The organism is Synechococcus sp. CBW1006 (assembly GCF_015840525.1).
Taxonomy (GTDB): Bacteria; Cyanobacteriota; Cyanobacteriia; order PCC-6307; family Cyanobiaceae; genus CBW1002.
Genome location: NZ_CP060396.1, coordinates 844,919 through 865,748, shown reverse-complemented (window position 1 = coordinate 865,748; position 20,830 = coordinate 844,919). Strand labels below are relative to the sequence as shown.

The window sequence follows — 20,830 nt, the reverse complement described above, 5'->3', positions numbered from 1 at the left end:
GGTGAGGCCTGGACTGTCTGGGCTCGGCACCCTTCCAGCCATGCCCGCTCCCGTGTCCGCCACCCCAGCCATCACCACCCAGCTGGGAGACCAGGGACTGGGACAGCAGCCCTGGTGGGTGGAGCAATGGATGGAGCTGATCAACTCCTTCCGCTACAAGAAGCGGCTGGAGCGCGCCTGGGCCTACGCCCGCGAGGGCAACGTCCTGTCGATCCGCTTCGAGGGGCGGCGGGTGCATGCCCGCGTGCAGGGCACCGAACCCGAGCCCTACAAGGTGAAGCTCTGGCTCGATGTGCTCAGCGAGGAAGACTGGGGCTACGTGCTCGAGGCACTCACCCAGAAGGCCCGCTGGTCGGCCCAGCTGCTGGCCGGCATCATGCCGCAGGACATCGAGCGCGCCTTCGCCGCCAGTGGCAAGCGCCTGTTTCCGTTCAAGCTGCAGGAGGTGCGCAGTGAGTGCACCTGCCCGGACAAGGCCAACCCCTGCAAGCACACCAGCGCCGTCTACTACCTGATGGGGGATCGCTTCAGCGAGGATCCCTTCGTGCTGTTCCAGCTGCGGGGCCGCACCCGATCCCAGCTGCTGGCCGATCTGGCGGTGCGCCGCCGCAAGGCCCTGGCGGAACGGGCGGCGGCGCTGCGGGCCAGCGCTGCGGACGGCACTCCAGCCGGATCGCTCCCGGCCCCGGACGCCGGCCAGTCGCCCCATCCCACCCATCCAGCCATCGGGGATCCGAGCCGCTGGTGGCGCTACGACGCAGCCCTCGATCCGGATCTCGTGGTGATCACGCCGGCCCTGGAGGGGGACACGGGGCTCGATGCCGCCGGTCCGCTGCCCCTGGCGGAGGAACCCCGCTTCCCCGAAGCCAACCGCCGCTTCCTCGACCATCTGCGCAGCCAGGGCCAGGCCAAGGCCAACCAGGCCATGGCCCTGGCCATGGGCGCCGGGGTTGCCGGTGGCTGAGCCGGATCTGCTGGCTGTGTCGCATCCGATCGCTGAGCCGCCCTCGGTGCTGGGTTCAGCGCTGGAGCCCGCCTGGTTGGCGGAAAGCGTGCTGGAACGGGTGGCCTGGATCCTTGCCTCCCACCAGGCGGCCTTCGGTCGCCCCCTGATTCCGGCTGCGGCCAACCGGCGCCTGGCGGCCCAGGAGCTGTTCGTGGCCCCGGTGGTGGTGCTCGCCCATGACGATCCTGGTGAGAATCCGATCGGGCCGCGGCTGATCTATGCCAACGCCGCCGCCCTGCGGCTCTGGCGTCGCCCCTGGGCCACGATGGTGGGCCTGCCCTCGCGGCTCACGGCCGAGCCGGTGGCGCGGGCGGAGCGGGCCCGCGCTCTGCGGCAGGCCTGGCGCGACGAGGCGATCGCCCACTACAGCGGTGTGCGCATCGACAGCCATGGCCGCCGCTTCCAGATTCGCGGAGCCCGCCTCTGGACCCTGCGCGATGCCGCTGGCCAGCGCCGCGGTCAGGCCGCCTGCTTCAGCGATTGGTACTGGTTGTAGGAGCCTGGATTCAGCCCTGCGAGAGGCTGATGCCGAACAGCACCACGAAGGCGCTGAGCACGATCAGGCTGATGCGTGCCACCAGCAGTTGCACGGTTCCGAACCGATCGGCAGGGGCCACCTGGCGGCCCTGCATCACCCGCAGGTTCATCCAGGCCAGCACGGGAGTGGTGAGGAACGAGACCACCATCGCCAGCTGGACCAGCGCTCCCATCGAACCGGGCCAGAAGGCGAGCACCGCGGCGGCTCCGACACCGTGCAGCACCATCCAGATGCCGTGATCCCGCCGGTCATGGACGGCGTGGCCGCGGAAGCCGCGCAGCAGCCGAAAGCCGGCGGAGGTGGAGCGGGGATAGCCGTCCAGGCAGGTGAGGGTGGTGCTGAACATCGTGGTGAAGGCCGCGATCGCGATCACCGGATAGGCCCAGCCACCGAGGCTGGCGGTGTAGAGGGTGATCAGCTGCTGGGCGAAGCGCGCGCCGCTGGGGGAGAACGCCTGCCCGGTGCCGTGCATCACCCAGGCGCCCAGCAACAGAAACAGCACCGCCATCGCCACCGTGAGCAGGTAGCCGAGGTTGAAGTCGGCTTCCACTTCGGCGCGGGAGCCGCGATGGCCTGAGTCGTCCTGCCGCGCGAAGATCCACAGCGACGACCAGGCCGCCAGATCGAGCGGGCAGGGCATCCAGCCCATCAGGGCCACCAGGAACGGCAGGGCCGTCAGGCTCCAGGGACTGGGGCTGAACAGGTCGGCGTTGCCGGCGACCGGTCCCCGACCCAGCACGGCCACCGCCGCCACCACCGTGCTGATCGTGAGCAGCAGCACGATGCCCTTGCTGAGTCGATCGAGGCTGCGGTAGTGGCCGAGCAGCAGCACGGCCACGCAGACCCCCACGATCAGCAGGGCCAGCCCCGCCGGCGTGCTCAGCCCACCGGGCAGGTTCATCGGCACCATGCTGGTGGCCAGGCTGCCGCAGACGGAGGCCACCGCCGCGATGTTGGCCACGCCGGTGGCCAGGGTGATCAGCAGAAACAGGGGCAGGTACCAGGGCCGCTGGCGCTGATAGCCCTCCAGCAGGCTCAGCCCGGTGACGGCCGTGAACCGGCTGCCCACCAGCAGGAAGGGGTACTTGAACAGGTTGGCCAGCAGCACAAAACCCAGCAGGCCGAGGCCGAAGCGGGCTCCCGCCTGGGTGGAGGCCACCAGGTGAGACCCGCCGATGGCGGCGCCGGCCAGCAGGATGCCGGGCCCCAGGCTCTGCCGAAAGCCCTTGAGACTGAGCGGCATGCCCGGTTTCGGGGCCGCCTGCGACTGGTCGTTCGGATCCGGCGGTCCGGCTTCGCCTGCCACCATTGTGATCACGCCCCCAGGGTGCGCTCCAGCTTGGCGGCGCCTTGGCCGGCTGGCATCGAGGGCTGACCGAGGGCTCGCCCCATGCCGCCAGCCGGAGGGCCGGTCTGCCTACAGTTCTGGCCCCCGGAGGAGACGATCATGAGCGTTGTCGCACCACCGCGCCTGAGCCTCCAGTGCGAGGTGATCGCCGCCGATACCACCACGATCCGCTCCCTCGACTGGGATCGCAGCCGTTTCGATATTGAGTTCGGTCTGCGCAACGGCACGACCTACAACGCCTTCCTGGTGCGGGGAGAGCGCACGGCCCTGATCGACACCAGCCACCTCAAATTCGCCGACACCTGGCTGCCGCTGCTCGAGCAGGAGATTGATCCTCTGGCGATCGATCATCTGATCGTGTCCCATACCGAGCCAGACCATTCCGGCCTGATCGGCCATCTGCTCGACCGCAATCCCGAGATCGAGATCGTGGCCTCCAAGGTGGCGATCCAGTTCCTTGAAGACCAGGTCCACCGCCCGTTCCGCAGCCGTGCCGTGAAGAGCGGTGACACGCTCGATCTGGGTACCAATTCCGCCAGCGGGATTCAGCACCGCTTCGACTTTCTCAGTGCTCCCAACCTGCACTGGCCGGACACGATCTTTTCCTTCGATCACGGCACCGGTATCCTCTACACCTGCGACGCCTTCGGGCTGCATTACTGCAGCGAGGAGCTGTTCGACAGCGATCCCGGCGCCATCGCCCCGGATTTCCGTTTTTATTACGACTGCCTGATGGGGCCGAACGCCCGCAGCGTGCTGCAGGCGCTCAAGCGCATGGAGGGGTTGCCGGAGATCACCACGATTGCCGTGGGCCATGGCCCCCTGCTGCGCCAGCACCTCAGCCTCTGGGTGGGTGACTACCGCGACTGGAGCAGCCAGCGCAGCAAGGGGGAGGCTTATGCCGCTGTCTGTTATCTGAGCCAGTACGGTTTCTGCGATCGGCTCAGCCAGGCGATCGCCCGTGGCATCGGCAAGGCCGAGGCCCAGGTGCAGCTGGTGGATCTGCGTGCCACCGATGCCCAGGAACTCACTGCGCTGATCGGCGAGGCCAGTGCTGTGGTGGTACCCACCTGGCCAGCCGCGCCCGACGCTGAACTTCAGGCCCAGGTGGGCACCCTGCTGGCGGCCCTCAAGCCGAAGCAGTGGGTCGCCTGCTACGACGCCTACGGCGGCAACGACGAGCCGATCGACACGGTCGCGGCCCAGCTGCGCAGCCTCGGCCAGAAGAGCGCCTTCGATCCGCTGCGCATCCGTCAGGTGCCGGACGGCCAGGATTACCAGCGCTGCGAGGAGGCCGGCACCGATCTGGGCCAGCTGCTGACCCGCGAGAAGACGATCGCGGCCATGAAGAGCCTTGACGGCGACCTCGACAAAGCGCTTGGCCGCCTTTCAGGAGGCCTCTATGTGGTGACGGCACGCCAGGACGATGCCGAGGGCGGCAGCCGCAGTGGTGCGATGGTGGCCAGCTGGGTGAGCCAGGCGAGTTTTGATCCCCCGGGGCTCACCGTGGCGGTGGCCAAAGACCGCGCCATCGAGGCCCTGATGCAGGTGGGCGACCGCTTCGTGCTCAACATCCTGCGGGAGGACAACCACCAGGTGCTGCTGCGCCATTTCCTCAAGCGCTTCCCCCCCGGTGCCGATCGCTTCGCCGGCGTCACCACCCTGGACGGCGTCGCCGCTGGCGGCCCGGTGCTCGGCGATGCACTGGCCTACCTCGGCTGCCGCGTTGTTCAGCGGATGGAGGGTCCGGATCACTGGATCATCTACGCCGCCGTGGAGCAGGGCACCGTCTCCGATCTGGAGGCCTCCACCGCCGTGCACCACCGCAAGGTGGGCAACCACTATTGAAGTGGGGCAAGTGGGGCCCAAGCCCACCCATGGCTCAGCCTTTGATCGTGTAGACCCCCTCCGCGTTGACCTGAAGGATGAACACGGGCACCTTCAGTCGGTTGCCGGTGATCGGATCGATCGTGATGGTGCCGGTCGCCCCCTGGTAGTTGCGGGTCTGCAACAGCGCATCAAGGGCAGGCTCAAAACGGTTGCTGCCGGCCTGCTCCATGGCTTCGGCCAGCACCTGCAGGGAGTCGTAGGTGAAGGTGCCCCAGACGCCAGGGGTGCGATCGAAACGCTGCTCATAGGCCTTCACGTAGACCTTGGCCGTGGGTAACTGGGCGGCTTCAGGGGTACCGCTGAACACAAGGGACTGGGCCACCTCCAGCCCGGCCAGCTTCACAAAGGCCGGATCCACGTTGGCCAGACCCATGAAGCGCTGGGCGTCGCTGCCACTGGCGGCCAGCCCTTTGGCGATGACACTGCCCTCCGGGAAATAGGTGCTCACGTAAACCAGGCCGGGGTCACTGGCCAGGGCCTGCTGGATCGCGGCACTGTAGTCCTCGGCCCCCGGGGTGATGCTGAATCGCTCCACGTCCACCCCATTTGCCCTGAGGGCCGCCTCGAGCCGATCCGCCATCCCCGTGGTGAAGGTGGAAGGATCCACCAGTATCGACACCGTCTTGATGCCCTGGGAGAGGATGTAGGCCTCCTCCACCGGAGCGATCTGGCTGTTCTTGGGCTGCACGGTGACACCCTCGCCATCGGTGTCATCCGTGGACGTGAGATGTACAGGAACGATCTCATTCTCGAGGTAGTAGGGCAGGTTGAGGATGCCCACGCCGGAGTTGTAGGGGCCGATCACCGCATCGGCCCCCAGGCGCTTGAGCTTCCCGGCCACGGGCAAAGCCCGCTCCGGATCGGCCCTGTCGTCGGCCTTCACCAGCTCGATCGGGCGTCCCAGAATTCCGCCCTCGAGATTCAGCTCCTCAGCTGCCAGTTTGGCGCCGCGCCACATGTCGCGCCCATTGGCTTTCTGGGAGCCGCTCAGCGGGGCCTCCAGACCAATCACGATCGGCTCCTGATCGGACGACAGTCCACCACCGTTTGAATCAAGCCCGTAGCCAAACCCGGCCAGAATGGATGCAACGGGATTGCCTGCCAGCTGCAGTTCGATGAACAACGGTTCCATGCACGGCCCTGCCCGGATGGCCGACCTTACCCATGGCCTTGGGACAGCACCATCAGTCAGTGGTGTCAACCCAGGCGGGATTGAGATCGTCGCCCCTCCTTAGAGTCACCGCCACCGGAACGGCGAAGCATGGGCGCGAGTGACGCAGAACGCCGGGTGATCCAGCTGGCGATCGAACCCGGTCTGGTCTGCCTGCGGGGGCTCAGTCCCAAGCGGCTGCGCTTCGAGGTGGAGTACGGCCTGGAGCGGGGCACCAGCGCCAACAGCTTTCTGTTCACCGCCGGAACCACCGCGACTGGCCAGCCGGTACCGCCGGTGCTGGTCCATCCGCCCGGGGAATCCTTCGCCGCCCCGTTCCTGGAGCAGTTGGCCGGGTTGGTGCCGGCCGAGGCGGCCCTGAAGGTGGTGGTGGGTCACGTCAACCCCAACCGGGTGAGCCTGCTGCGGCGCCTGGCCAGCCAGTGGCCCCAGCTGATGCTGGTGGCCTCCAATACCGGTGCCAAGCTGCTGGCGGAGCTGTGGGACCAGCGCAAACCGGCCCCTCCGGGCAGCACCCAGCCCGAACCGGTGATTCCCCCCCTGCCCGCCATCGATGTGGTGAAGCAGGAGGCGACCCGTCCGCTTGGGGATGGCCATGAGCTCACCTTGATCCCCACCCCCACGCCCCGCTGGCCTGGGGCCCTGATCGCCTTCGAGCAGAAGACCGGCCTGCTGATGAGCGGCAAGTTCTTCGCCGCCCACCTCTGCAGCGAGGCGTTGGCCGAAAGCGACCGCAACAGCACCGAGGAAGACCGCCGCTATTACTACGACTGCCTGATGGCGCCGATCGCCCGCCAGGTGGAGGTCGTGGTCAACCGGCTGGATGAGCTGCCGATCCGCACCATCGCCCCCGGCCACGGACCCGCCATCGCCGAGAGCTGGCGCAGCCTGCTGGCCGATTACCGCCGCTGGGGCGAAACCCAGGACCGCGCCAGGCTGTCGGTGGCCCTGCTGTTCGCCAGCGCCTATGGCAACACCGCCGCCATCGCCGATGCCCTGGCCCAGGGGGTGGGACGCACCGGCGTGCGCGTCGAGAGCATCAACTGCGAATTTGCCCCCGCTGACCAGCTGCTCTCCGCCATCCGCTCCTGTGACGCCGTCCTGATCGGTTCCCCCACCCTGGGGGGGCATGCGCCCACGCCGATTGTGTCGGCTCTGGGCACCCTGCTGGCGGAGGGGGATCGGGCCAAGCCGGTGGGGGTGTTCGGCAGCTTCGGCTGGAGTGGTGAGGCGCTCGATCTGCTCGAGAGCAAGCTGCGCGATGGCGGCTTCCAGTTCGCCTTCGAGCCGATCAAGGTCAAGTTCAGTCCCGATGCCGCCACGATCAAAACGATCGAGGAAACCGGCACGGCCCTGGGCCGCAGCCTGCTGGTGGAGCAGCGCCGCAGCCAGCGCCGCAGCGCCGCCGGTGGTCTGAGCGAAAGCCGCAGCGATCCGGCGGTGCTGGCCCTGGGCCGGTTGGTGGGCTCCCTGTGTGTGCTCACCACCCGAAAGGGGGAGGGGGAGACGCGCCTGAGCGGGGCGATGGTGGCCAGCTGGGTGAGCCAGGCCAGCTTCTCGCCGCCCGGTCTCACGGTGGCGGTGGCACGGGACCGGGCCCTGGAGAGCCTGCTGCACGTGGGCGATGGCTTTGCGCTCAACGTGCTGGCGGCGGGCCGGCAGAGCGGCCCGATGAAGCAGTTTCTGCAGCCGTTCCCGCCGGGAGCGGATCGCTTCGCCGGCCTGGAGCTCCAGGAGAGTCCTGGGGGCTATCCGGTGCTGCCGGAGGCGCTGGCCTGGCTGGAGGGCAGGGTGAAGCAGCGGATGGAGTGCGGCGACCACTGGCTGGTCTATGCCGAGCTCAGCAGTGGCGGCCTGCTGGATCCCACGGGAGTCACGGCCGTCCACCAGCGCCGGAGCGGGGCCAACTACTGAGGGGGCCGCAGGAGGCAGCCCCTCGCCAACACTGTTCGCGCTCTAACCCGAAGTGGTTATGACTTCGTGTAAGCTCTGTAGAACGGTGGGCCCGGTCTCCAGAGCTCTCGCGTTCGATCCTGATCGGGTTGATCCTTCCGGGTCCTTTTCTGCCGCGCTCCATCCTCTGCGTTTTTCCGTCATGGATCTGTCCAACCCCTCCACCCAGGCCAACCTCGAGGCTGCCTTCGGCGGTGAGAGCATGGCCAACCGCAAGTATCTTTTCTTCGCCGATGTGGCCAAGCAGCTGGGCCATGCCGAGCTGGCGAAGCTCTTCCGCGACACGGCCAATCAGGAAACCGAGCATGCCTTCGCCCATTTCCGCCTGCTCCATCCCGAGCTGGTGGTCGCCGATCCCGCCGGCCTGAGCGAGGAGCAGAAGCAGGCTGTGCTGGCCCGCTGCCTGGAGCTGGCGATCGAGGGCGAAACCTACGAGTACACCACCATGTACCCGGAGTTCGAGGCCCAGGCCCGTGTGGATCGGGATGCCGATGCCGCGGCTGAATTCCAGGATCAGATCGACGAATCCGAGGAACACGCCGGCATCTTCCGCAAGGCGGCCAGCAACTTCGGCCTGCTCACGCCGATCGAGCACCACCATGCCGAGCGCTATGGCGTTGCCCTCGAAGCGCTGCAGGGCAAGGGCCAGGCCGGCGAGACGGCCCCGCTGCCCGGGCTGTGGATCTGCAAGGTGTGTTCGATGATCTACGACCCTGTCAAAGGGGATCCCGATTCCGGAATCGCCGCCGGCACCCCCTTCGAGGCCATCCCAGACGACTGGACCTGCCCGATCTGCGGCACCCGCAAGGCCAATTTCATCCCTTATCGCGAGCCCGAACTGCTGGCGGCCTGAGTCATCGGCGATGGGTCGAGGCTCGGCTCAGTACACCTGGATGGAAGCCTCTGTTCATCCAGGTCGCTTCATCATGGGCAATAGGCCACCTAGAATAATCAGCTATTAGCAAGGTCTCTGTGGACACGAAAAAGCCGCCGAAGAGGCGGCAGAGCATGAGAGCCTTATATCGTCTATTGACGAGATCTCCTGAACTATGGGAGCTTCTCTGGGAGATTCATGCAACAGTTGCTATATGGGAAGAGCGCTGGAGATAACGAAGGAAGTTGAAGGTCAGGTTCTTGAGGCCCCACCAAGCATCATTCCTTTCTAGCCCAATTTTTCTTGTCAGTTTTCCACCCATGGACATAGTCATGCAGCCGAAGACATGCTCCACACAAGCTCTGATTGACGACTTGACACGATTCAGTTCCTTGGCTTTGTCGCTGAGAGGATGATTGCGAGCACCTTTTTCATGGATCAGGCTTTCGAAGCCACCTAGACTCAGAAGATCCTCAAAGCATTCACCTCAATACGCTGAGTCTGCCCAAACAAAGTCATGTTCGTTTTCTGGATCCAGCAAGCGTGGGAGCAACTGGCTGTCGTGAATGTTGGCAGGAGTGACAGCATATCGGCGGATGAATCCATGGTCAACATCGATACAGATGCTGTTCTTGTAACCGTAGTAACTGATGCCGTTCTTTTTTGTCCAGCGAGCATCTAAATCCTTCTGCTGCAAGCGATCTGGGTTTTCATCCCAGCCCTCCGGCAGCCTCCCGGCTTTGATTTCTTTGTTCTCCTCGCGGGTATTGCGTTGCTTGGGAACCGGAACAAGAGTTGCATCGATGATCTGGCCACCGCGGGCTTGGAGGCCCTGGGAGCGGAGGTATGCCTCAAACATCTCGAAGAGCTCCTCGATAACTTCCGCCTTGCGCAGTCGCTCTCTGAAGAAGGCGACTGTGGTGGCATCAGGAATGCTGTTCATCACACCAAGCCCGACAAACTCCTCAAAGGAGCGCCTGTCATTCACCTGAAATTCAAGCTCTTCATCGCTGAGGTTGAAAAGCTGCTGGAGAACGAGCATCTTGAAAAGGATCAGCGGATCAATCCTCTTGCGCCCTGCATTAGTCTTGCGCTCATGGACATAGCCCTTGTCAAGCAGTGGGCGGAATGAATCCCAAGGGATCGATTCAGAAAGTCGCTGAAGAACCGGCTTCTTCTCCTTGAGCTTTGCGACTCTTTGCTGTTCGTCCCAGAAGCCTCTCTGACCCACTGCAGAATTAGAATGTCATCAATCTAATATTAGCTCAGATTAGGCATATTGCATTGGCTTGTTGATTTATCGAGGTGCCCAATAGTGCTTCTGATTTCTTCATCCCAATGCGACGTGCTTGACCCGTAATCCGATACATCCGCGACCAATGCACAGGCGGTTGTTGCTTCACGATGGCGTTGTAACGCTCTTTAGGAGTTTGCTGAAAAACCCCGCCGCCTCTGCGAAAATAGGGCAACTGCCCCAGGTTTGATGCGAGGTCAGCAGGAGCGCAGCGGCTCCTTGTTCTCCTACGTCTCGATCGAGGAGCGGATCCCGACCAGCCATCCACTCAGGCGGATTCGCAAGCTGGCGGAGCTTGCGTCCCCTGTGTTGGTGTAAATCCCTGGGGACCTCAACCCCGGCGTAGCCGGGGTTGAGCGCGCACCTCAGACGTTCCGCTCAGCGGCCAGCGTTGCAAGGGGTGGGCAGGCCCGTGACCCTGGTTTGAGCACTACCTCAACCAGACGAACCATGCCCACGTCCAATCGTGCCGCAATTGAGCTGGCGCCGCTACTGGATGGCAGCAGCGCCGGTGAGCTGATCCCCGAGCTGGTGCGCCACGGCCTGCAGCAGCTGATCGAGCTGGAGGTCGCTGCCGTGCTCGGCGCAGAGCGCCATGAGCGCAGCGAGGAGCGGCTCGGCTACCGCAACGGCTACCGGCCGCGCACCCTGGCCACCCAGGTGGGGGACATCGATCTCCGCATCCCCAAACTGCGCTCCGGCAGCCACCTGCCCTCGATCCTGGAGCCGCGCCGCCGTGTGGACCAGGCCCTCTACGGCGTGGTGATGGAGGCCTATGTCGGCGGCATCTCAACGCGCAAGGTCGACGCCCTGGTGGCCGCCCTGGGAGTCCAGAGCGGCATCTCCAAATCTCAGGTGAGCCGCATCTGCGCTGACATCGACATCCAGGTGCAGGCCTTCCTGAACCGCCCCCTTGAGGCCACCGGCTACGCCTACCTGTACCTCGATGCCACCTATCTCCACGGGCGTCTCGGCAAGGCGATGCAGGTCTGCTCCAGGGCTGTGGTGGTGGCCATGGGCGTCAATGCCGATGGTCGCCGCGAGCTGCTCGGCATCAAGGTGGGCGACAGCGAAACCGAGAGCTTCTGGAGCGAGTTCATTGGCTCGCTCAAGGAGCGCGGCCTCACTGGGGTCAAGCTCGTGATCAGCGACGCGCACGTGGGCCTCACCAAGGCGATCCGGCGGATGCTGCAGGGCAGCTGCTGGCAGCGCTGCAGGGTCCATTTCGCCAGAAACCTGCTCCAACGGGTGCCCAAGGCCCACCAAGGCATGGTCACCGCTGCCTTGCGCTCAGTGTTCGCCCAGGAGAAAACGGACGAAATCGAGGCCCGCTGGGACGATCTGGCCAGCTCACTGGTGGATCGCTTCCCCAAGGCTGCTGAGCTCATGCTGCACGCCCGGGAAGACGTGCTCGCCTTCCGTCACTTCCCGCCTCAACACTGGAAAAAGACTTGGAGCACCAACCTGCTCGAGCGCCTCAATGAGGAGATCAAACGCCGCACTCGGGTGGTTGGCATCTTCCCGAATGACGCCTCGATCACCCGCTTGGTGGGGGCTGTGCTGCTGGAGCAGGACGAGCACTGGCAGCTGGAGGGCCGGCGCATGTTCTCCGCCGAGAGCATGGCCGCCATCCCCTCACTGGCGGAGCTGCCCACGCAGCCTTCCTTGCAAGAAGCAGCGGCCTGAGCCTCAGGCCCCAGGAGATCGCGCCGTAGCGCCCCCACAGGGCGCAGCGGCGGCGATCACCGCCCGGGGGCCGGCACCGCAGACGTCACGACCAAGATTGCAGGTGTAGCCCACAACCGATCGGCAATCCAGACGAAAGACTTGACAAGTCAATCGTCTGGATTCATCGTGAAATAACGAGGTGCACATGCGCCTCGAGAATGACAGCCCGTCATTCACCCCTGTTCTCCCTCAGTCCAGGGCAATCGGGCCTCGGGATTTACACCACGCCAAGGGACGCGGCCCTGGCGGATCAGGCCCTCGATCGACTCAATCCCACCTTCTGCAGGTTGTATGCCTCAGAAGGGAGACCATCGGTGCCGCCAGAGCAGCTGCTGCTGGCCTCGTTGTTGCAGGCGTTCTACGGCATCCGCTCCGAGAGGCTGCTGCTGGAGCAGGTCCACTACAACCTGCTGTTCCGCTGGTTTGTGGGCTTGAGCCCTGACGATGCGATCTGGCATCCGACCACATTCACCAAGAATCGTGATCGGCTCCTCACTGACGACGTCATGGGGCTGTTCCTGGAGAAGCTGATGGGAGCACCCGAGGTCAAACCGCTGCTCAGTGACGAGCACTTTTCGGTGGACGGCACGTTGCTCCAGGCCTGGGCGTCACACGCTTCCTTGGAGCGGATCGATGGCCAGGAGGATCCTCCGCCTCCGCCCACAGGTCCTGGCGAAGGATTCGGTGCTCCCAAAGAGGGAAAGAAGCGCGCCAAAGGGGACTTTCGCGGCATCAAGCTCAGCAACGAGACCCACCGCTCCAGCACCGATCCTGAGGCACGGCTGGCCCGGAAATCGAATGCCCATCCAGCGCAGCTGAGCTATCGGGGCCATGTCCTCATGGACAACCGCCACGACCTGATCGTCGATTGCCGCGTCACCCAGGCCACGGGCACCGGTGAGCGGGATGCCGCCAAAGAGATGGCAGCAGACCTCACCGGTGCCCACCAGAAGACCGTCGGCGCCGACAAGAACTACGACACCAAAGGGTTTGTCGCTGAGATGCGGCGGATCGGTGTCACGCCCCACGTGGCCCAGAACACGGCCCGCAGCGGTGGCTCAGCCATTGATGGCCGCACCACCCGTCACGTGGGCTACTCCAAATCGATCAACGCCCGCCGGGGGATCGAAAAGGTGTTTGGTTGGATCAAGGCGTTCGGAGGGCTGCGCCAGTTCAAACTGCGCGGTACCGAGAAGGTCGGCGCCGTGTTTGGCCTGCATGTGATCGCCTACAACCTGATCCGCCTGGGCAACCTGCTCAAGCCCGCGATGGAGGCGGCATGAACAGCCCGTTGTCCAGAGGTGTGCCCAATAGGCCTCAACCAATGCCTTGCAGAGAGGCCAACGATGCCGAAATCGGGCTGTTTGCGGCTCTGATAGCCGCCGATCCGTCTTTTTGAGCCGGAAATCCACTGATGCCTGTGGAAAACTGGCTCGTGGGTTGGTTTTTCAGCAAACTCTTAGGGCGTTGTGTGTGCGCGGAGTGGCAACTCCGAGGCCGCTCCGCCGCATCAGTGCTGTCGTCAATGGCTCCAGTCATCCGGGACAACGTGGTGGTGCGCTATCGAGGATTCGTGCTGATTCCGATGGTTCCAGCCGGTTGGCTGGTGCGTCCTGAGCGCAGCCCGATGGTGGTTCTTCCCTTCCGGTTTCCTGCCGCGTCACTCGATCAGCTGAAGGCAGAGATCGACGGGCGCCTCCTGGATCAGAGCCTGGCTGCTGATCAGGGCTTCGCAGCCTGAGCCGGCTCAGCAGGCGAGCCGCCCATCAGTCCTGCGCAAGTTTCCTGCGCAATTTCCCGACCTGAGCTGGTTCGTGCCAGGTCTCAGGGCGGGATGGATCGTGTCTTGTCCTCGCCCTCAGGCGGCCTGAGGGGGTGGAGGGGTGGAGCCCCCGACCTGGAACGGCAGGACCAGGGTGGCCCAGTGATCGGGCCGAGTCGGCCGGAGACGGCGGGGTTGGCGCACACCGAAGGGAACCCGCACCACGTTGGTGCCATCGCTGCGGGTGGTGGCTTCGCTGCCGCTGCTGCGGTTGATGCTGGGGAGAGGGGGCAGGGAGGGGCCCGGCACCGCCTCGGACTCAGGGCGGTTCAGGGCGCGCAGCGAGCGCCCTGAGTTGGTCTGAGTCCCCCAGCCGTCTTCGCTGTTGCCTCCGCTACCCATGGAACTGGCCCCGAAACGACGCAATGATGCGCTATTACGCCAAAAGATGTAACCCCTCGAACGATCAGGAGGCCAGTTCCTCAACTGTCGGGCAGGTGCACACCAGATGGCGATCGCCGTAGGCATTGTCGATCCGGGAGACAGCCGGCCAGAACTTGTTCTCCCGTTGCTGGGGGCCGGCCGGAAAGGCCGCCTGGCTGCGGCTGTAGGGCCGCTCCCAGCTGTCGGCGGTCACCACGGCCAGGGTGTGGGGCGCCCGCTTGAGCGGGTTGTCGAGCCGGTCGGCGTCGCCGCTCTCGATCGCGGCCGCCTCGGCGCGGATCGCCACCATGGCGGCGCAGAAGCGGTCGATCTCCGCCAGCGCCTCGCTTTCGGTGGGCTCCACCATCACCGTGCCGGCCACGGGCCAGCTCACGGTGGGGGCATGGAAGCCGTAGTCCATCAGCCGCTTGGCCAGGTCGTCGACCTCCAGCCCGATCGAGCGTTTCAGTGGCCGCAGGTCGAGGATGCATTCATGGGCGACGCGGCCGTTGGCACCGCGGTAGAGCACCGGGAAATGGGCATCCAGTCGCTCGGCGATCAGGTTCGCCGCCAGCAGGGCCACCTGGCTGGCGCGGCGCAGGCCGGCTCCCCCCATCATCCGGATGTACATCCAGCTGATCGGCAGGATGCCGGCGCTGCCCCAGGGGGCGGCGCTCACCGGGCCGATCGCCGCTGTGCCGCCGCAGGCCGCCAGGGGATGGCCGGGCAGAAACGGCACCAGATGGGCGGCCACGCCGATCGGGCCCACGCCGGGTCCACCGCCGCCATGGGGAATGCAGAAGGTCTTGTGGAGGTTGAGGTGGCAGACGTCGGCGCCGTAGAGCCCCGGCTTGCACAGCCCCACCTGGGCGTTGAGGTTGGCGCCGTCGAGATAGACCTGGCCGCCGTGCTCATGCACCAGGTCACAGATGCGGCGGATGCCGGTCTCGAACACACCGTGGGTGGAGGGATAGGTGACCATCAGGGCCGCCAGCTCGCCGGCGTGGGCCGAGGCCTTGGCCTCCAGGTCGGTGAGGTCGATATTGCCGTCGGAGTCGCAGGCGACGGCCACCACCCGCAGACCCGCCATCACCGCACTGGCCGGGTTGGTGCCGTGGGCGCTGGTGGGAATCAGGCAGACGTTGCGGTGCTGCTCGCCGCGGCTGGCATGCCAGGCCCGGATCACCAGCAGTCCGGCGTATTCCCCCTGGGAGCCGGCATTGGGCTGCAGCGACACCCCGGCGAAGCCCGTGATCGCCGCCAGCCAGCGCGCCAGGTCGTCCACTAGCCGGCGGCTGCCGGCCAGCTGCTCGGCCGGTGCGAACGGATGGAGCTGGCTGAAGGCGGGCCAGCTGACCGGCGCCAGTTCCGCCGCGGCGTTCAGCTTCATGGTGCAGCTGCCCAGCGGGATCATGCCGTGCACCAGGGAGAGATCCTTGCTGGCGAGGCGCTGGATGTAGCGGAGCAACTCCGTTTCGCTGCGGTAGCAGTGGAACACCTCCTGGGTCAGCCAGGGGCGGTGGCGCAGGGGCAGATCCGGCAGCAGGCTGGCGAGCGCAGGGGGCTCAGGGTTGCCGGTTGTGCCGGGGCTGGCCGTGGCCTGGCCTGGCTTGGTGGCGAAGGCCTCCGCCGGCATGGCTGGTGTGGCGGCCGCATCCGGATCGGCCAGGGCGGCCAGCAGGCGCTCGACTTCAGCCTCGCTGCTGAGCTCATCGAGGCTGATGGCCACGGCTGGCATGGCTCCTGTCGGCGCGGCCCCTGACGCCACACCGCTGCCGTCGATGCCGGCCCGCAGGTTGAAGCCGGCTCCGGCCGCCCGAGCCATCAGGGCGTCGGCGTCGGGACTGTGCACCACCAGGGTGTCGAAGCCGGTGCCGGGTTCCGGCGGCAGGCCGATCGCGCCCAGGCCCGCGGCTAAGCGGGCCCGCAGCGTCACGATCCGCCGGGCGATCGCGGTGAGCCCTTCGGGGCCGTGGTGCACGGCGTAGAAGCTGGCCATCACCGCCAGCAGCACCTGAGCGGTGCAGATGTTGCTGGTGGCCTTGTCGCGGCGGATGTGCTGCTCACGGGTCTGCAGCGCCAGCCGCAGGGCCGGCCGGCCCTCCGCATCGAGCGACTGTCCCACCAACCGGCCGGGAATCTGGCGTTTGTAGGCGTCGCGGGTGGCGAAGAAAGCGGCGTGGGGGCCGCCGCCCATCATCGGAACACCGAAGCGCTGCAGGCTGCCCACGGCGATGTCCGCCCCCAGGTCGCCGACCGGCTCCAGCAGCACCTGGGCCAGCGGATCGATCGCCACGGTGCTGATCACCCCCGCCGCCCGGGCGGCGGCCAGCAGGGCCGTGGGGTCCCAGAGGCGGCCGTCGCTGCCGGGCAGCTGCAGCACCAGGCCGAAGACATCGGCTGCGAAGAGATCGGCGGAGAAGAGATCAGCTGCGAGCGCTGATGACCCGTCACCCCGCCAGCCTGCCGCGTCGATCAGCTCCAGGCGGATGCCGAGCGGTTCGGCCCGCGTCTGCAGCACCGCAAGGGTCTGGGGCAGCACGGCCCGGTCCACCAGGAAGCGGTGGGCCTCCGGTCGCTTGCAGACCGCCAGCGCCAGGGCCATCGCCTCGGCGGCGGCGGTGGCCTCATCCAGCAGCGAGGCGTTGGCGATCGGCAGCCCGGTGAGCTCGCTCACCAGGGTCTGGAAGTTGAGCAGGGCTTCGAGGCGGCCCTGGGCGATCTCCGCCTGATACGGGGTGTAGGCGGTGTACCAGCAGGGGTTCTCCAGCACGTGACGCTGGATCAGAGCCGGCGTGGCCGTGCCGTGATACCCCAGGCCGATCAGGCTGCGATGCATCTGATTGGCCGCGGCGATCGTTGCCAACTCCTTCAGGGCCTCGGCTTCGCCGCAGCCGGTCGGCAGGCCTTCGGAGGCCTCCGCCTCCGGCAGCAGGATGTCGGCCGGCACCACGGAGGCCGTCAGCGCGTCCAGGCTCGGCAGGCCGAGCTCCTCGAGCATGCGCTGTTGCTCCCAGGGCCCCGGACCGAGATGACGCTCCAGGAAGTCCGTGCTCACCGCAGCTGCGCCCAAGGTCGGGCGGGATCCTAGGGAGGCTCGCCAGCTCCCTTGCAGGCTCAGGCGCCTTCCACCTTGGCCCGGTAGCTGGGGGCTTCCAGCAGGGCGTCCAGCTCACCGCGATCGGAGGGACGCACCACCAGCAGCCAGCCCTCTCCGTAGGGATCGTTCTGCAGTTCCTCCGGGCTGGCCAGCACTGCCTCGTTGCGCGCCTCCACCACACCGCTGATCGGCGCCATCAGATCTTCCACCGCCTTGACCGATTCGACGCTGCCGAAGCTCTCGCCCCGCTTCAGGGATGCCCCCACCTCGGGCAGCTCCACGAAGACGATGTCGCCGAGTTGGTCGATGGCGAAGGCGCTCAGTCCAAGCCGCAGCTGGTCGCCTTCGCCGCGCACGTATTCGTGGCTGTCGGCGTAGCGGCAGTCGTCGGGGAAGTGGAGTGCCATGGCCGGAGGCGGGGCTGTGCAGGCTCAGTCTGGAGGAGGGCAGCGCCCGCCGGTGCTGGCGCCGGTTGGTTCCTAGGGAATCAGGTCGTTCGCCTTCAGGGCCGCCAGGGCCCGCTCCAGGGCGATGGCCACGTGGGCGTGGTGGGTGCCGCCCTGGGTGTACAGCACGTAGGGCTCCCGCAGGGGCGCATCGGCGGAAAACTCACTGGTGCTGCCGTCGATGAAGGTGCCGCCGGCCATCACCAGTTCGCTGGCGTAGCCGGGCATCGGCGCCGGTACCGGATCGAGATAGGCCCCCACCGGCGAGGCGGCCTGGAAAGCGCGGCAGATCTGCCGCAGCCGATCGGGATTCCCCAGCCGCACCGCCTGAATGATGTCGCTGCGGCTGGCTCCGGGGCCGGGGTTGGTGGCATAGCCCAGTTCGGCGAACACGGTGGCCACCAGATCGGCGCCGATCAGCGCCTCGCCCACCATCTGCGGGGCCAGGAACAGGCCCTGGAAGAGCAGACGGTGCAGGTCGAAGCCGCTGCCGCCCTCGCTGCCGATGCCCGGCGCTGTGAGGCGGCAGCAGGCCTGCTCCACCAGATCGGCGCGGCCGGCCACGTAGCCGCCGCTGGGGGCGATGGTGCCGCCCAGGTTCTTGATCAGGGAGCCGGCGATCAGATCCGCTCCCACCGCCGTTGGCTCCTGCTCCTGCACCAGCTCGCCGTAGCAGTTGTCCACGAAGCACACCACGCCGCTCTGGAGGGCCTTGACCCGTTCGCAGAGCCGGCCGATCTCCGCCACGTCCAGCGAAGGCCGCCAGCTGTAGCCGCAGCTGCGCTGGATCAGCACCATGCGGGTGGGCAGGGCCAGGGCCTCCGCCAGCCGATCGGTGTCCACCCGTCCATTCGGGGTGAGGGCGAGTTCGTCGTAGGTGATGCCGAACTCGGCCAGCGATCCCTGGCCGCTGCCGCGGATGCCGATCACCTCCTCGAGGGTGTCGTAGGGGCGGCCGGTGAGGGCCAGCAGTCGATCACCAGGGCGCAGCACGCCGAACAGGGCCGCAGCGATGGCGTGGGTGCCGCTCACGAACTGCAGCCGCACCGCGGCCGCCTCCGCCTGCAGCACCCGGGCGAAGACCCGATCCAGCACTTCCCGGCCCAGATCGCCGTGGCCATAGCCGCTCACCGAGGCGAAGTGCTGCACCCCCAGTCCTTCCGCCGCAAAGGCCTCCAGCACCCGCTCGAGGCGGGGACGCACCCCAGCCGTGCGGGCCGCCACCTGGGGGGCGATCCGCTGCAGGGCGGTCTCCACCCGCTGCCGGGCCCAGTCCCGCTGGGCAGCGCTGGGCTTGGCGGCGGGCAGGCCCATCGGCGAACGGTGCATCGGCAGGCCCCATGCTGCCGCCGGTTAGATTTCTTTGGCTGCATTGGCTACAAAACGGAGAAGCCAAGGCACGAGACATCCGGAGAGTTCCTTGGTTTCCAGTCCAGAAGCATTGAGTTCAGTGCCCAACGCGCCGCGATCCGGTGAGCCCGTACTGGTTCACAGTGTTGATCCCGCTGACGGGGCTGAAGCCATCAGCACCGCCCATCGCGAGCGCAAGGAGGCCCGCATCCGTGCCGCCCTGGCGGCACGGCGCCTGCCGCTGCCGCCGCGGCAACGCAAGTTCAAGCTCGGCACCACCGGTTTCATGCTGGCCATCCATGTGGGGGCCGTGTTTGCGTTGCTGCCGCAGTTCTGGAGCTGGCAGGGGCTGGCGGCGCTGGCCTTGCTCTACTGGGTCACGGTTCTTGGCGTCACCCTGGGTCTGCATCGCCTGGTGGCGCACCGCAGCTTTGTGGCGCCCCTCTGGCTGGAGCGCACCCTGGTGCTGATGGGCACCCTCGCCTGCCAGAGCGGCCCGATCGAATGGGTGGGTCTGCATCGCCATCACCACAAATTCTCCGACCAGCCCAACGACCACCACGACGCCGCCCGCGGCCTCTGGTGGGCCCATAGCGAATGGATGCTGCACGAGATTCCGGCGGTGCAGCACGTGGCCCGCTTCACCGGTGACCTGCAGCGCGATCCCTTCTACCGCTGGCTCGACCGCTGGTTCCTGCTGCTGCAACTGCCCCTCGGGGCGGCTCTGTATTGGTATGGCGAAAGGGCCGGCGTGCGGGGCGGTGGCCTGGGCCTGGTGCTCTGGGCGATTCCGCTGCGCCTGGTTCTCGTGTACCACGTCACCTGGTTGGTGAACTCGGCCACCCATGCCTTCGGCTATCGCAACTTCGATTGCCCGGATCTGTCGCGCAACTGCTGGTGGGTGGCGTTGCTCAGCTTCGGCGAGGGCTGGCACAACAACCACCATGCCCATCCCCACTCCGCGCGCCACGGCCTGCGCTGGTTCGAGTTCGACATCACCTGGCAGCACATCAAGTTGCTGCGGGCCTTCGGCTGGGCGCGACGCGTCCGTGTGGCCCACTACCGGGCCTGAAGCCTCAGCTGCCGCCGCGCTGCCTGTTCCTTCAGGCTTCGCCTGATCCTCTCTGCGGCCCTGGCATCGCCCCAAGTTCCCTCCGGATCGCCGCCGCCAGGTCGAGGGAATGGCCGTTCATTCCGAGCCGTTGCTGCCGGGCCCTGTCGCGCAGGAGCTCCAGGAACTGATCGGCGCTCAGCTCCTGCTCTCCCGCCACCCCCAGCGCCGCCAGGGTGCGACGCAGATCGGGCAGTTCGGCATCCAGTTCGCTGGCGTTGTAATCGCTCTGGCCGGCCATCACCTCCGCGAAGCGTTCGCGCCGCTGGCGACGGGCCACCGGATAGGCCTCCAGGAGCAGCGTGCGGCACTGCCGCCACGGCTGGCCAGCGGTGAACAGCCCTGCCAGGGCGGCACTGAGGCCGGCGGCCTCGGCATCGGCGATCCGCAGGTCAAAGGCCGGCGGCGGCTGGCGCACGCCCACGAACACCTCCAGCAGCTCCCCGGGGCCAAGCACACCGCCGTGGGGATCGGTCACGGGCTGGGCGGACACCGCCAGCGCTTCCAGGGCTTCGGGGGTGTCCAGCAGCAACTGGCGCAGTTCGGCGGTGAGCGGTTGCCCGGGTGGCTGGGCCGCCAGCCACTGGTTGACGCTGCCGAGGGCGAGAAACACCTCCGGCCCGGGGGAGGCGAGCTTGCCGTTGCGCAGCATCGAGATCTGAGAGTTGTGCACCTTGCCCAGATCGAGGGCCTCGGCCAGGCCCGGCAAGACGCGGTGACTCCAGTCGTTGCGCTCATGCCACACCTTGATCAGATGGGCGAAGGCGGCGCGGCCCGCACCGAGCTTGTCTCGATAGCCCACTTGCTGATCAGGATCCGTATTGCTACCATCTTAT

The 20,830-nt window shown here is 66.7% G+C and carries 19 protein-coding genes and 1 pseudogene; 10 read left to right on the top strand and 10 right to left on the bottom strand.

All coding sequences use genetic code 11. The features are described 5' to 3' along the window. Positions 1-40: 40 nt before the first annotated feature. Both H8F26_RS04085 and H8F26_RS04080 read left to right on the top strand, forming a co-directional pair. Positions 41-964 (top strand): SWIM zinc finger family protein, encoded by a 924-nt coding sequence (locus H8F26_RS04085; protein ID WP_197157673.1) that lies wholly within the window; start codon positions 41-43, stop codon positions 962-964. Further along, a complete protein-coding gene (locus H8F26_RS04080; protein ID WP_370594669.1) occupies positions 957-1,502 on the top strand; it encodes an MEKHLA domain-containing protein in 546 nt (181 codons plus the stop codon). The genes H8F26_RS04085 and H8F26_RS04080 overlap by 8 nt, the downstream gene beginning before the upstream one ends. 10 nt (positions 1,503-1,512) lie before the next feature. Here the strand turns inward: H8F26_RS04080 and H8F26_RS04075 are convergent, their stop codons facing one another. Both H8F26_RS04075 and H8F26_RS19830 read right to left on the bottom strand, forming a co-directional pair. Then, positions 1,513-2,853 carry an NRAMP family divalent metal transporter gene (locus H8F26_RS04075; RefSeq protein WP_231605580.1) on the bottom strand — a complete coding sequence of 447 codons (1,341 nt, stop codon included), beginning with the start codon at positions 2,851-2,853 and terminating at the stop codon, positions 1,513-1,515. A gap of 5 nt (positions 2,854-2,858) precedes the next feature. After that, positions 2,859-2,993 carry a hypothetical protein gene (locus tag H8F26_RS19830; protein WP_255518225.1) on the bottom strand — a complete coding sequence of 45 codons (135 nt, stop codon included), beginning with the start codon at positions 2,991-2,993 and terminating at the stop codon, positions 2,859-2,861. On the opposite strand from H8F26_RS19830, the gene H8F26_RS04070 reads away from it, so the two are divergent. Further along, positions 2,992-4,740, top strand: coding sequence for a diflavin flavoprotein (locus tag H8F26_RS04070; RefSeq protein WP_197157671.1), 1,749 nt, complete (start codon positions 2,992-2,994; stop codon positions 4,738-4,740). The two genes, H8F26_RS19830 and H8F26_RS04070, sit on opposite strands and share 2 nt — an antisense overlap. A 34-nt stretch (positions 4,741-4,774) precedes the next feature. Here the strand turns inward: H8F26_RS04070 and H8F26_RS04065 are convergent, their stop codons facing one another. Beyond that, positions 4,775-5,914, bottom strand: a complete 1,140-nt coding sequence (locus H8F26_RS04065; RefSeq protein ID WP_197157669.1) for a branched-chain amino acid ABC transporter substrate-binding protein — start codon at positions 5,912-5,914, stop codon at positions 4,775-4,777. A 129-nt stretch (positions 5,915-6,043) separates the two neighbouring features. Here H8F26_RS04065 and H8F26_RS04060 point away from each other — a divergent pair, with 129 nt between their 5' ends. After that, positions 6,044-7,867 carry a diflavin flavoprotein gene (locus H8F26_RS04060; protein ID WP_197157667.1) on the top strand — a complete coding sequence of 608 codons (1,824 nt, stop codon included), beginning with the start codon at positions 6,044-6,046 and terminating at the stop codon, positions 7,865-7,867. A 181-nt stretch (positions 7,868-8,048) separates the two neighbouring features. Next, a complete protein-coding gene (locus H8F26_RS19975; protein WP_197157665.1) occupies positions 8,049-8,759 on the top strand; it encodes a rubrerythrin family protein in 711 nt (236 codons plus the stop codon). A 217-nt stretch (positions 8,760-8,976) separates the two neighbouring features. Here H8F26_RS19975 and H8F26_RS19200 read toward each other — a convergent pair whose 3' ends face one another. Then, a complete protein-coding gene (locus H8F26_RS19200) occupies positions 8,977-9,168 on the bottom strand; it encodes a transposase (RefSeq protein WP_231605579.1) in 192 nt (63 codons plus the stop codon). Between the two features lie 99 nt (positions 9,169-9,267). After that, positions 9,268-10,011 carry an IS5 family transposase gene (locus H8F26_RS04050; protein WP_231605452.1) on the bottom strand — a complete coding sequence of 248 codons (744 nt, stop codon included), beginning with the start codon at positions 10,009-10,011 and terminating at the stop codon, positions 9,268-9,270. Between the two features lie 252 nt (positions 10,012-10,263). Here H8F26_RS04050 and H8F26_RS19815 point away from each other — a divergent pair, with 252 nt between their 5' ends. From H8F26_RS19815 to H8F26_RS04035, 4 genes and pseudogenes are all read left to right on the top strand, one after another. Next, positions 10,264-10,392: a hypothetical protein gene (locus H8F26_RS19815; RefSeq protein ID WP_255518591.1), complete on the top strand. Its 129-nt coding sequence runs from the start codon at positions 10,264-10,266 to the stop codon at positions 10,390-10,392. A 132-nt stretch (positions 10,393-10,524) separates the two neighbouring features. Continuing rightward, positions 10,525-11,760 (top strand): IS256 family transposase, encoded by a 1,236-nt coding sequence (locus tag H8F26_RS04045; RefSeq protein WP_197154771.1) that lies wholly within the window; start codon positions 10,525-10,527, stop codon positions 11,758-11,760. 284 nt (positions 11,761-12,044) lie between these two features. Further along, positions 12,045-13,085: pseudogene (locus tag H8F26_RS04040) on the top strand (IS5 family transposase); the annotation flags it as partial. A 242-nt stretch (positions 13,086-13,327) separates the two neighbouring features. Continuing rightward, on the top strand, positions 13,328-13,543 hold the full coding sequence (locus H8F26_RS04035) for a hypothetical protein (protein WP_197157663.1): 216 nt from the start codon (positions 13,328-13,330) through the stop codon (positions 13,541-13,543). A gap of 117 nt (positions 13,544-13,660) precedes the next feature. Here H8F26_RS04035 and H8F26_RS04030 read toward each other — a convergent pair whose 3' ends face one another. From H8F26_RS04030 to H8F26_RS04015, 4 genes are all read right to left on the bottom strand, one after another. Further along, positions 13,661-13,858 carry a hypothetical protein gene (locus H8F26_RS04030; protein ID WP_231598237.1) on the bottom strand — a complete coding sequence of 66 codons (198 nt, stop codon included), beginning with the start codon at positions 13,856-13,858 and terminating at the stop codon, positions 13,661-13,663. Between the two features lie 172 nt (positions 13,859-14,030). Further along, positions 14,031-16,988, bottom strand: coding sequence for an aminomethyl-transferring glycine dehydrogenase (gene gcvP, locus H8F26_RS04025; protein ID WP_231605577.1), 2,958 nt, complete (start codon positions 16,986-16,988; stop codon positions 14,031-14,033). A 116-nt stretch (positions 16,989-17,104) separates the two neighbouring features. After that, a complete protein-coding gene (gcvH, locus tag H8F26_RS04020; RefSeq protein ID WP_197157659.1) occupies positions 17,105-17,494 on the bottom strand; it encodes a glycine cleavage system protein GcvH in 390 nt (129 codons plus the stop codon). A gap of 72 nt (positions 17,495-17,566) precedes the next feature. Beyond that, positions 17,567-18,847, bottom strand: a complete 1,281-nt coding sequence (locus H8F26_RS04015; RefSeq protein ID WP_197157658.1) for a methionine gamma-lyase family protein — start codon at positions 18,845-18,847, stop codon at positions 17,567-17,569. 208 nt (positions 18,848-19,055) lie between these two features. Between H8F26_RS04015 and H8F26_RS04010 the strand changes: the two genes are divergently transcribed. Next, positions 19,056-19,955: a fatty acid desaturase gene (locus tag H8F26_RS04010; protein ID WP_231598239.1), complete on the top strand. Its 900-nt coding sequence runs from the start codon at positions 19,056-19,058 to the stop codon at positions 19,953-19,955. A 31-nt stretch (positions 19,956-19,986) separates the two neighbouring features. Here the strand turns inward: H8F26_RS04010 and H8F26_RS04005 are convergent, their stop codons facing one another. Beyond that, positions 19,987-20,796, bottom strand: a complete 810-nt coding sequence (locus H8F26_RS04005; protein ID WP_197157656.1) for a hypothetical protein — start codon at positions 20,794-20,796, stop codon at positions 19,987-19,989. Positions 20,797-20,830 lie beyond the last annotated feature (34 nt).

Coding starts and splice junctions, on each gene's coding strand:
- H8F26_RS04085 (WP_197157673.1), top strand. CDS start 41: ATGCCCGCTCCCGTGTCCGCCACCCCAGCCATCACCACCCAGCTGGGA.
- H8F26_RS04075 (WP_231605580.1), bottom strand. CDS start 2,853: ATGGTGGCAGGCGAAGCCGGACCGCCGGATCCGAACGACCAGTCGCAG.
- H8F26_RS04070 (WP_197157671.1), top strand. CDS start 2,992: ATGAGCGTTGTCGCACCACCGCGCCTGAGCCTCCAGTGCGAGGTGATC.
- H8F26_RS19830 (WP_255518225.1), bottom strand. CDS start 2,993: ATGATCGTCTCCTCCGGGGGCCAGAACTGTAGGCAGACCGGCCCTCCG.
- H8F26_RS04065 (WP_197157669.1), bottom strand. CDS start 5,914: ATGGAACCGTTGTTCATCGAACTGCAGCTGGCAGGCAATCCCGTTGCA.
- H8F26_RS04060 (WP_197157667.1), top strand. CDS start 6,044: ATGGGCGCGAGTGACGCAGAACGCCGGGTGATCCAGCTGGCGATCGAA.
- H8F26_RS19975 (WP_197157665.1), top strand. CDS start 8,049: ATGGATCTGTCCAACCCCTCCACCCAGGCCAACCTCGAGGCTGCCTTC.
- H8F26_RS19815 (WP_255518591.1), top strand. CDS start 10,264: ATGCGAGGTCAGCAGGAGCGCAGCGGCTCCTTGTTCTCCTACGTCTCG.
- H8F26_RS04045 (WP_197154771.1), top strand. CDS start 10,525: ATGCCCACGTCCAATCGTGCCGCAATTGAGCTGGCGCCGCTACTGGAT.
- H8F26_RS04035 (WP_197157663.1), top strand. CDS start 13,328: ATGGCTCCAGTCATCCGGGACAACGTGGTGGTGCGCTATCGAGGATTC.
- gcvP (WP_231605577.1), bottom strand. CDS start 16,988: ATGCTCGAGGAGCTCGGCCTGCCGAGCCTGGACGCGCTGACGGCCTCC.
- gcvH (WP_197157659.1), bottom strand. CDS start 17,494: ATGGCACTCCACTTCCCCGACGACTGCCGCTACGCCGACAGCCACGAA.
- H8F26_RS04015 (WP_197157658.1), bottom strand. CDS start 18,847: ATGGGCCTGCCCGCCGCCAAGCCCAGCGCTGCCCAGCGGGACTGGGCC.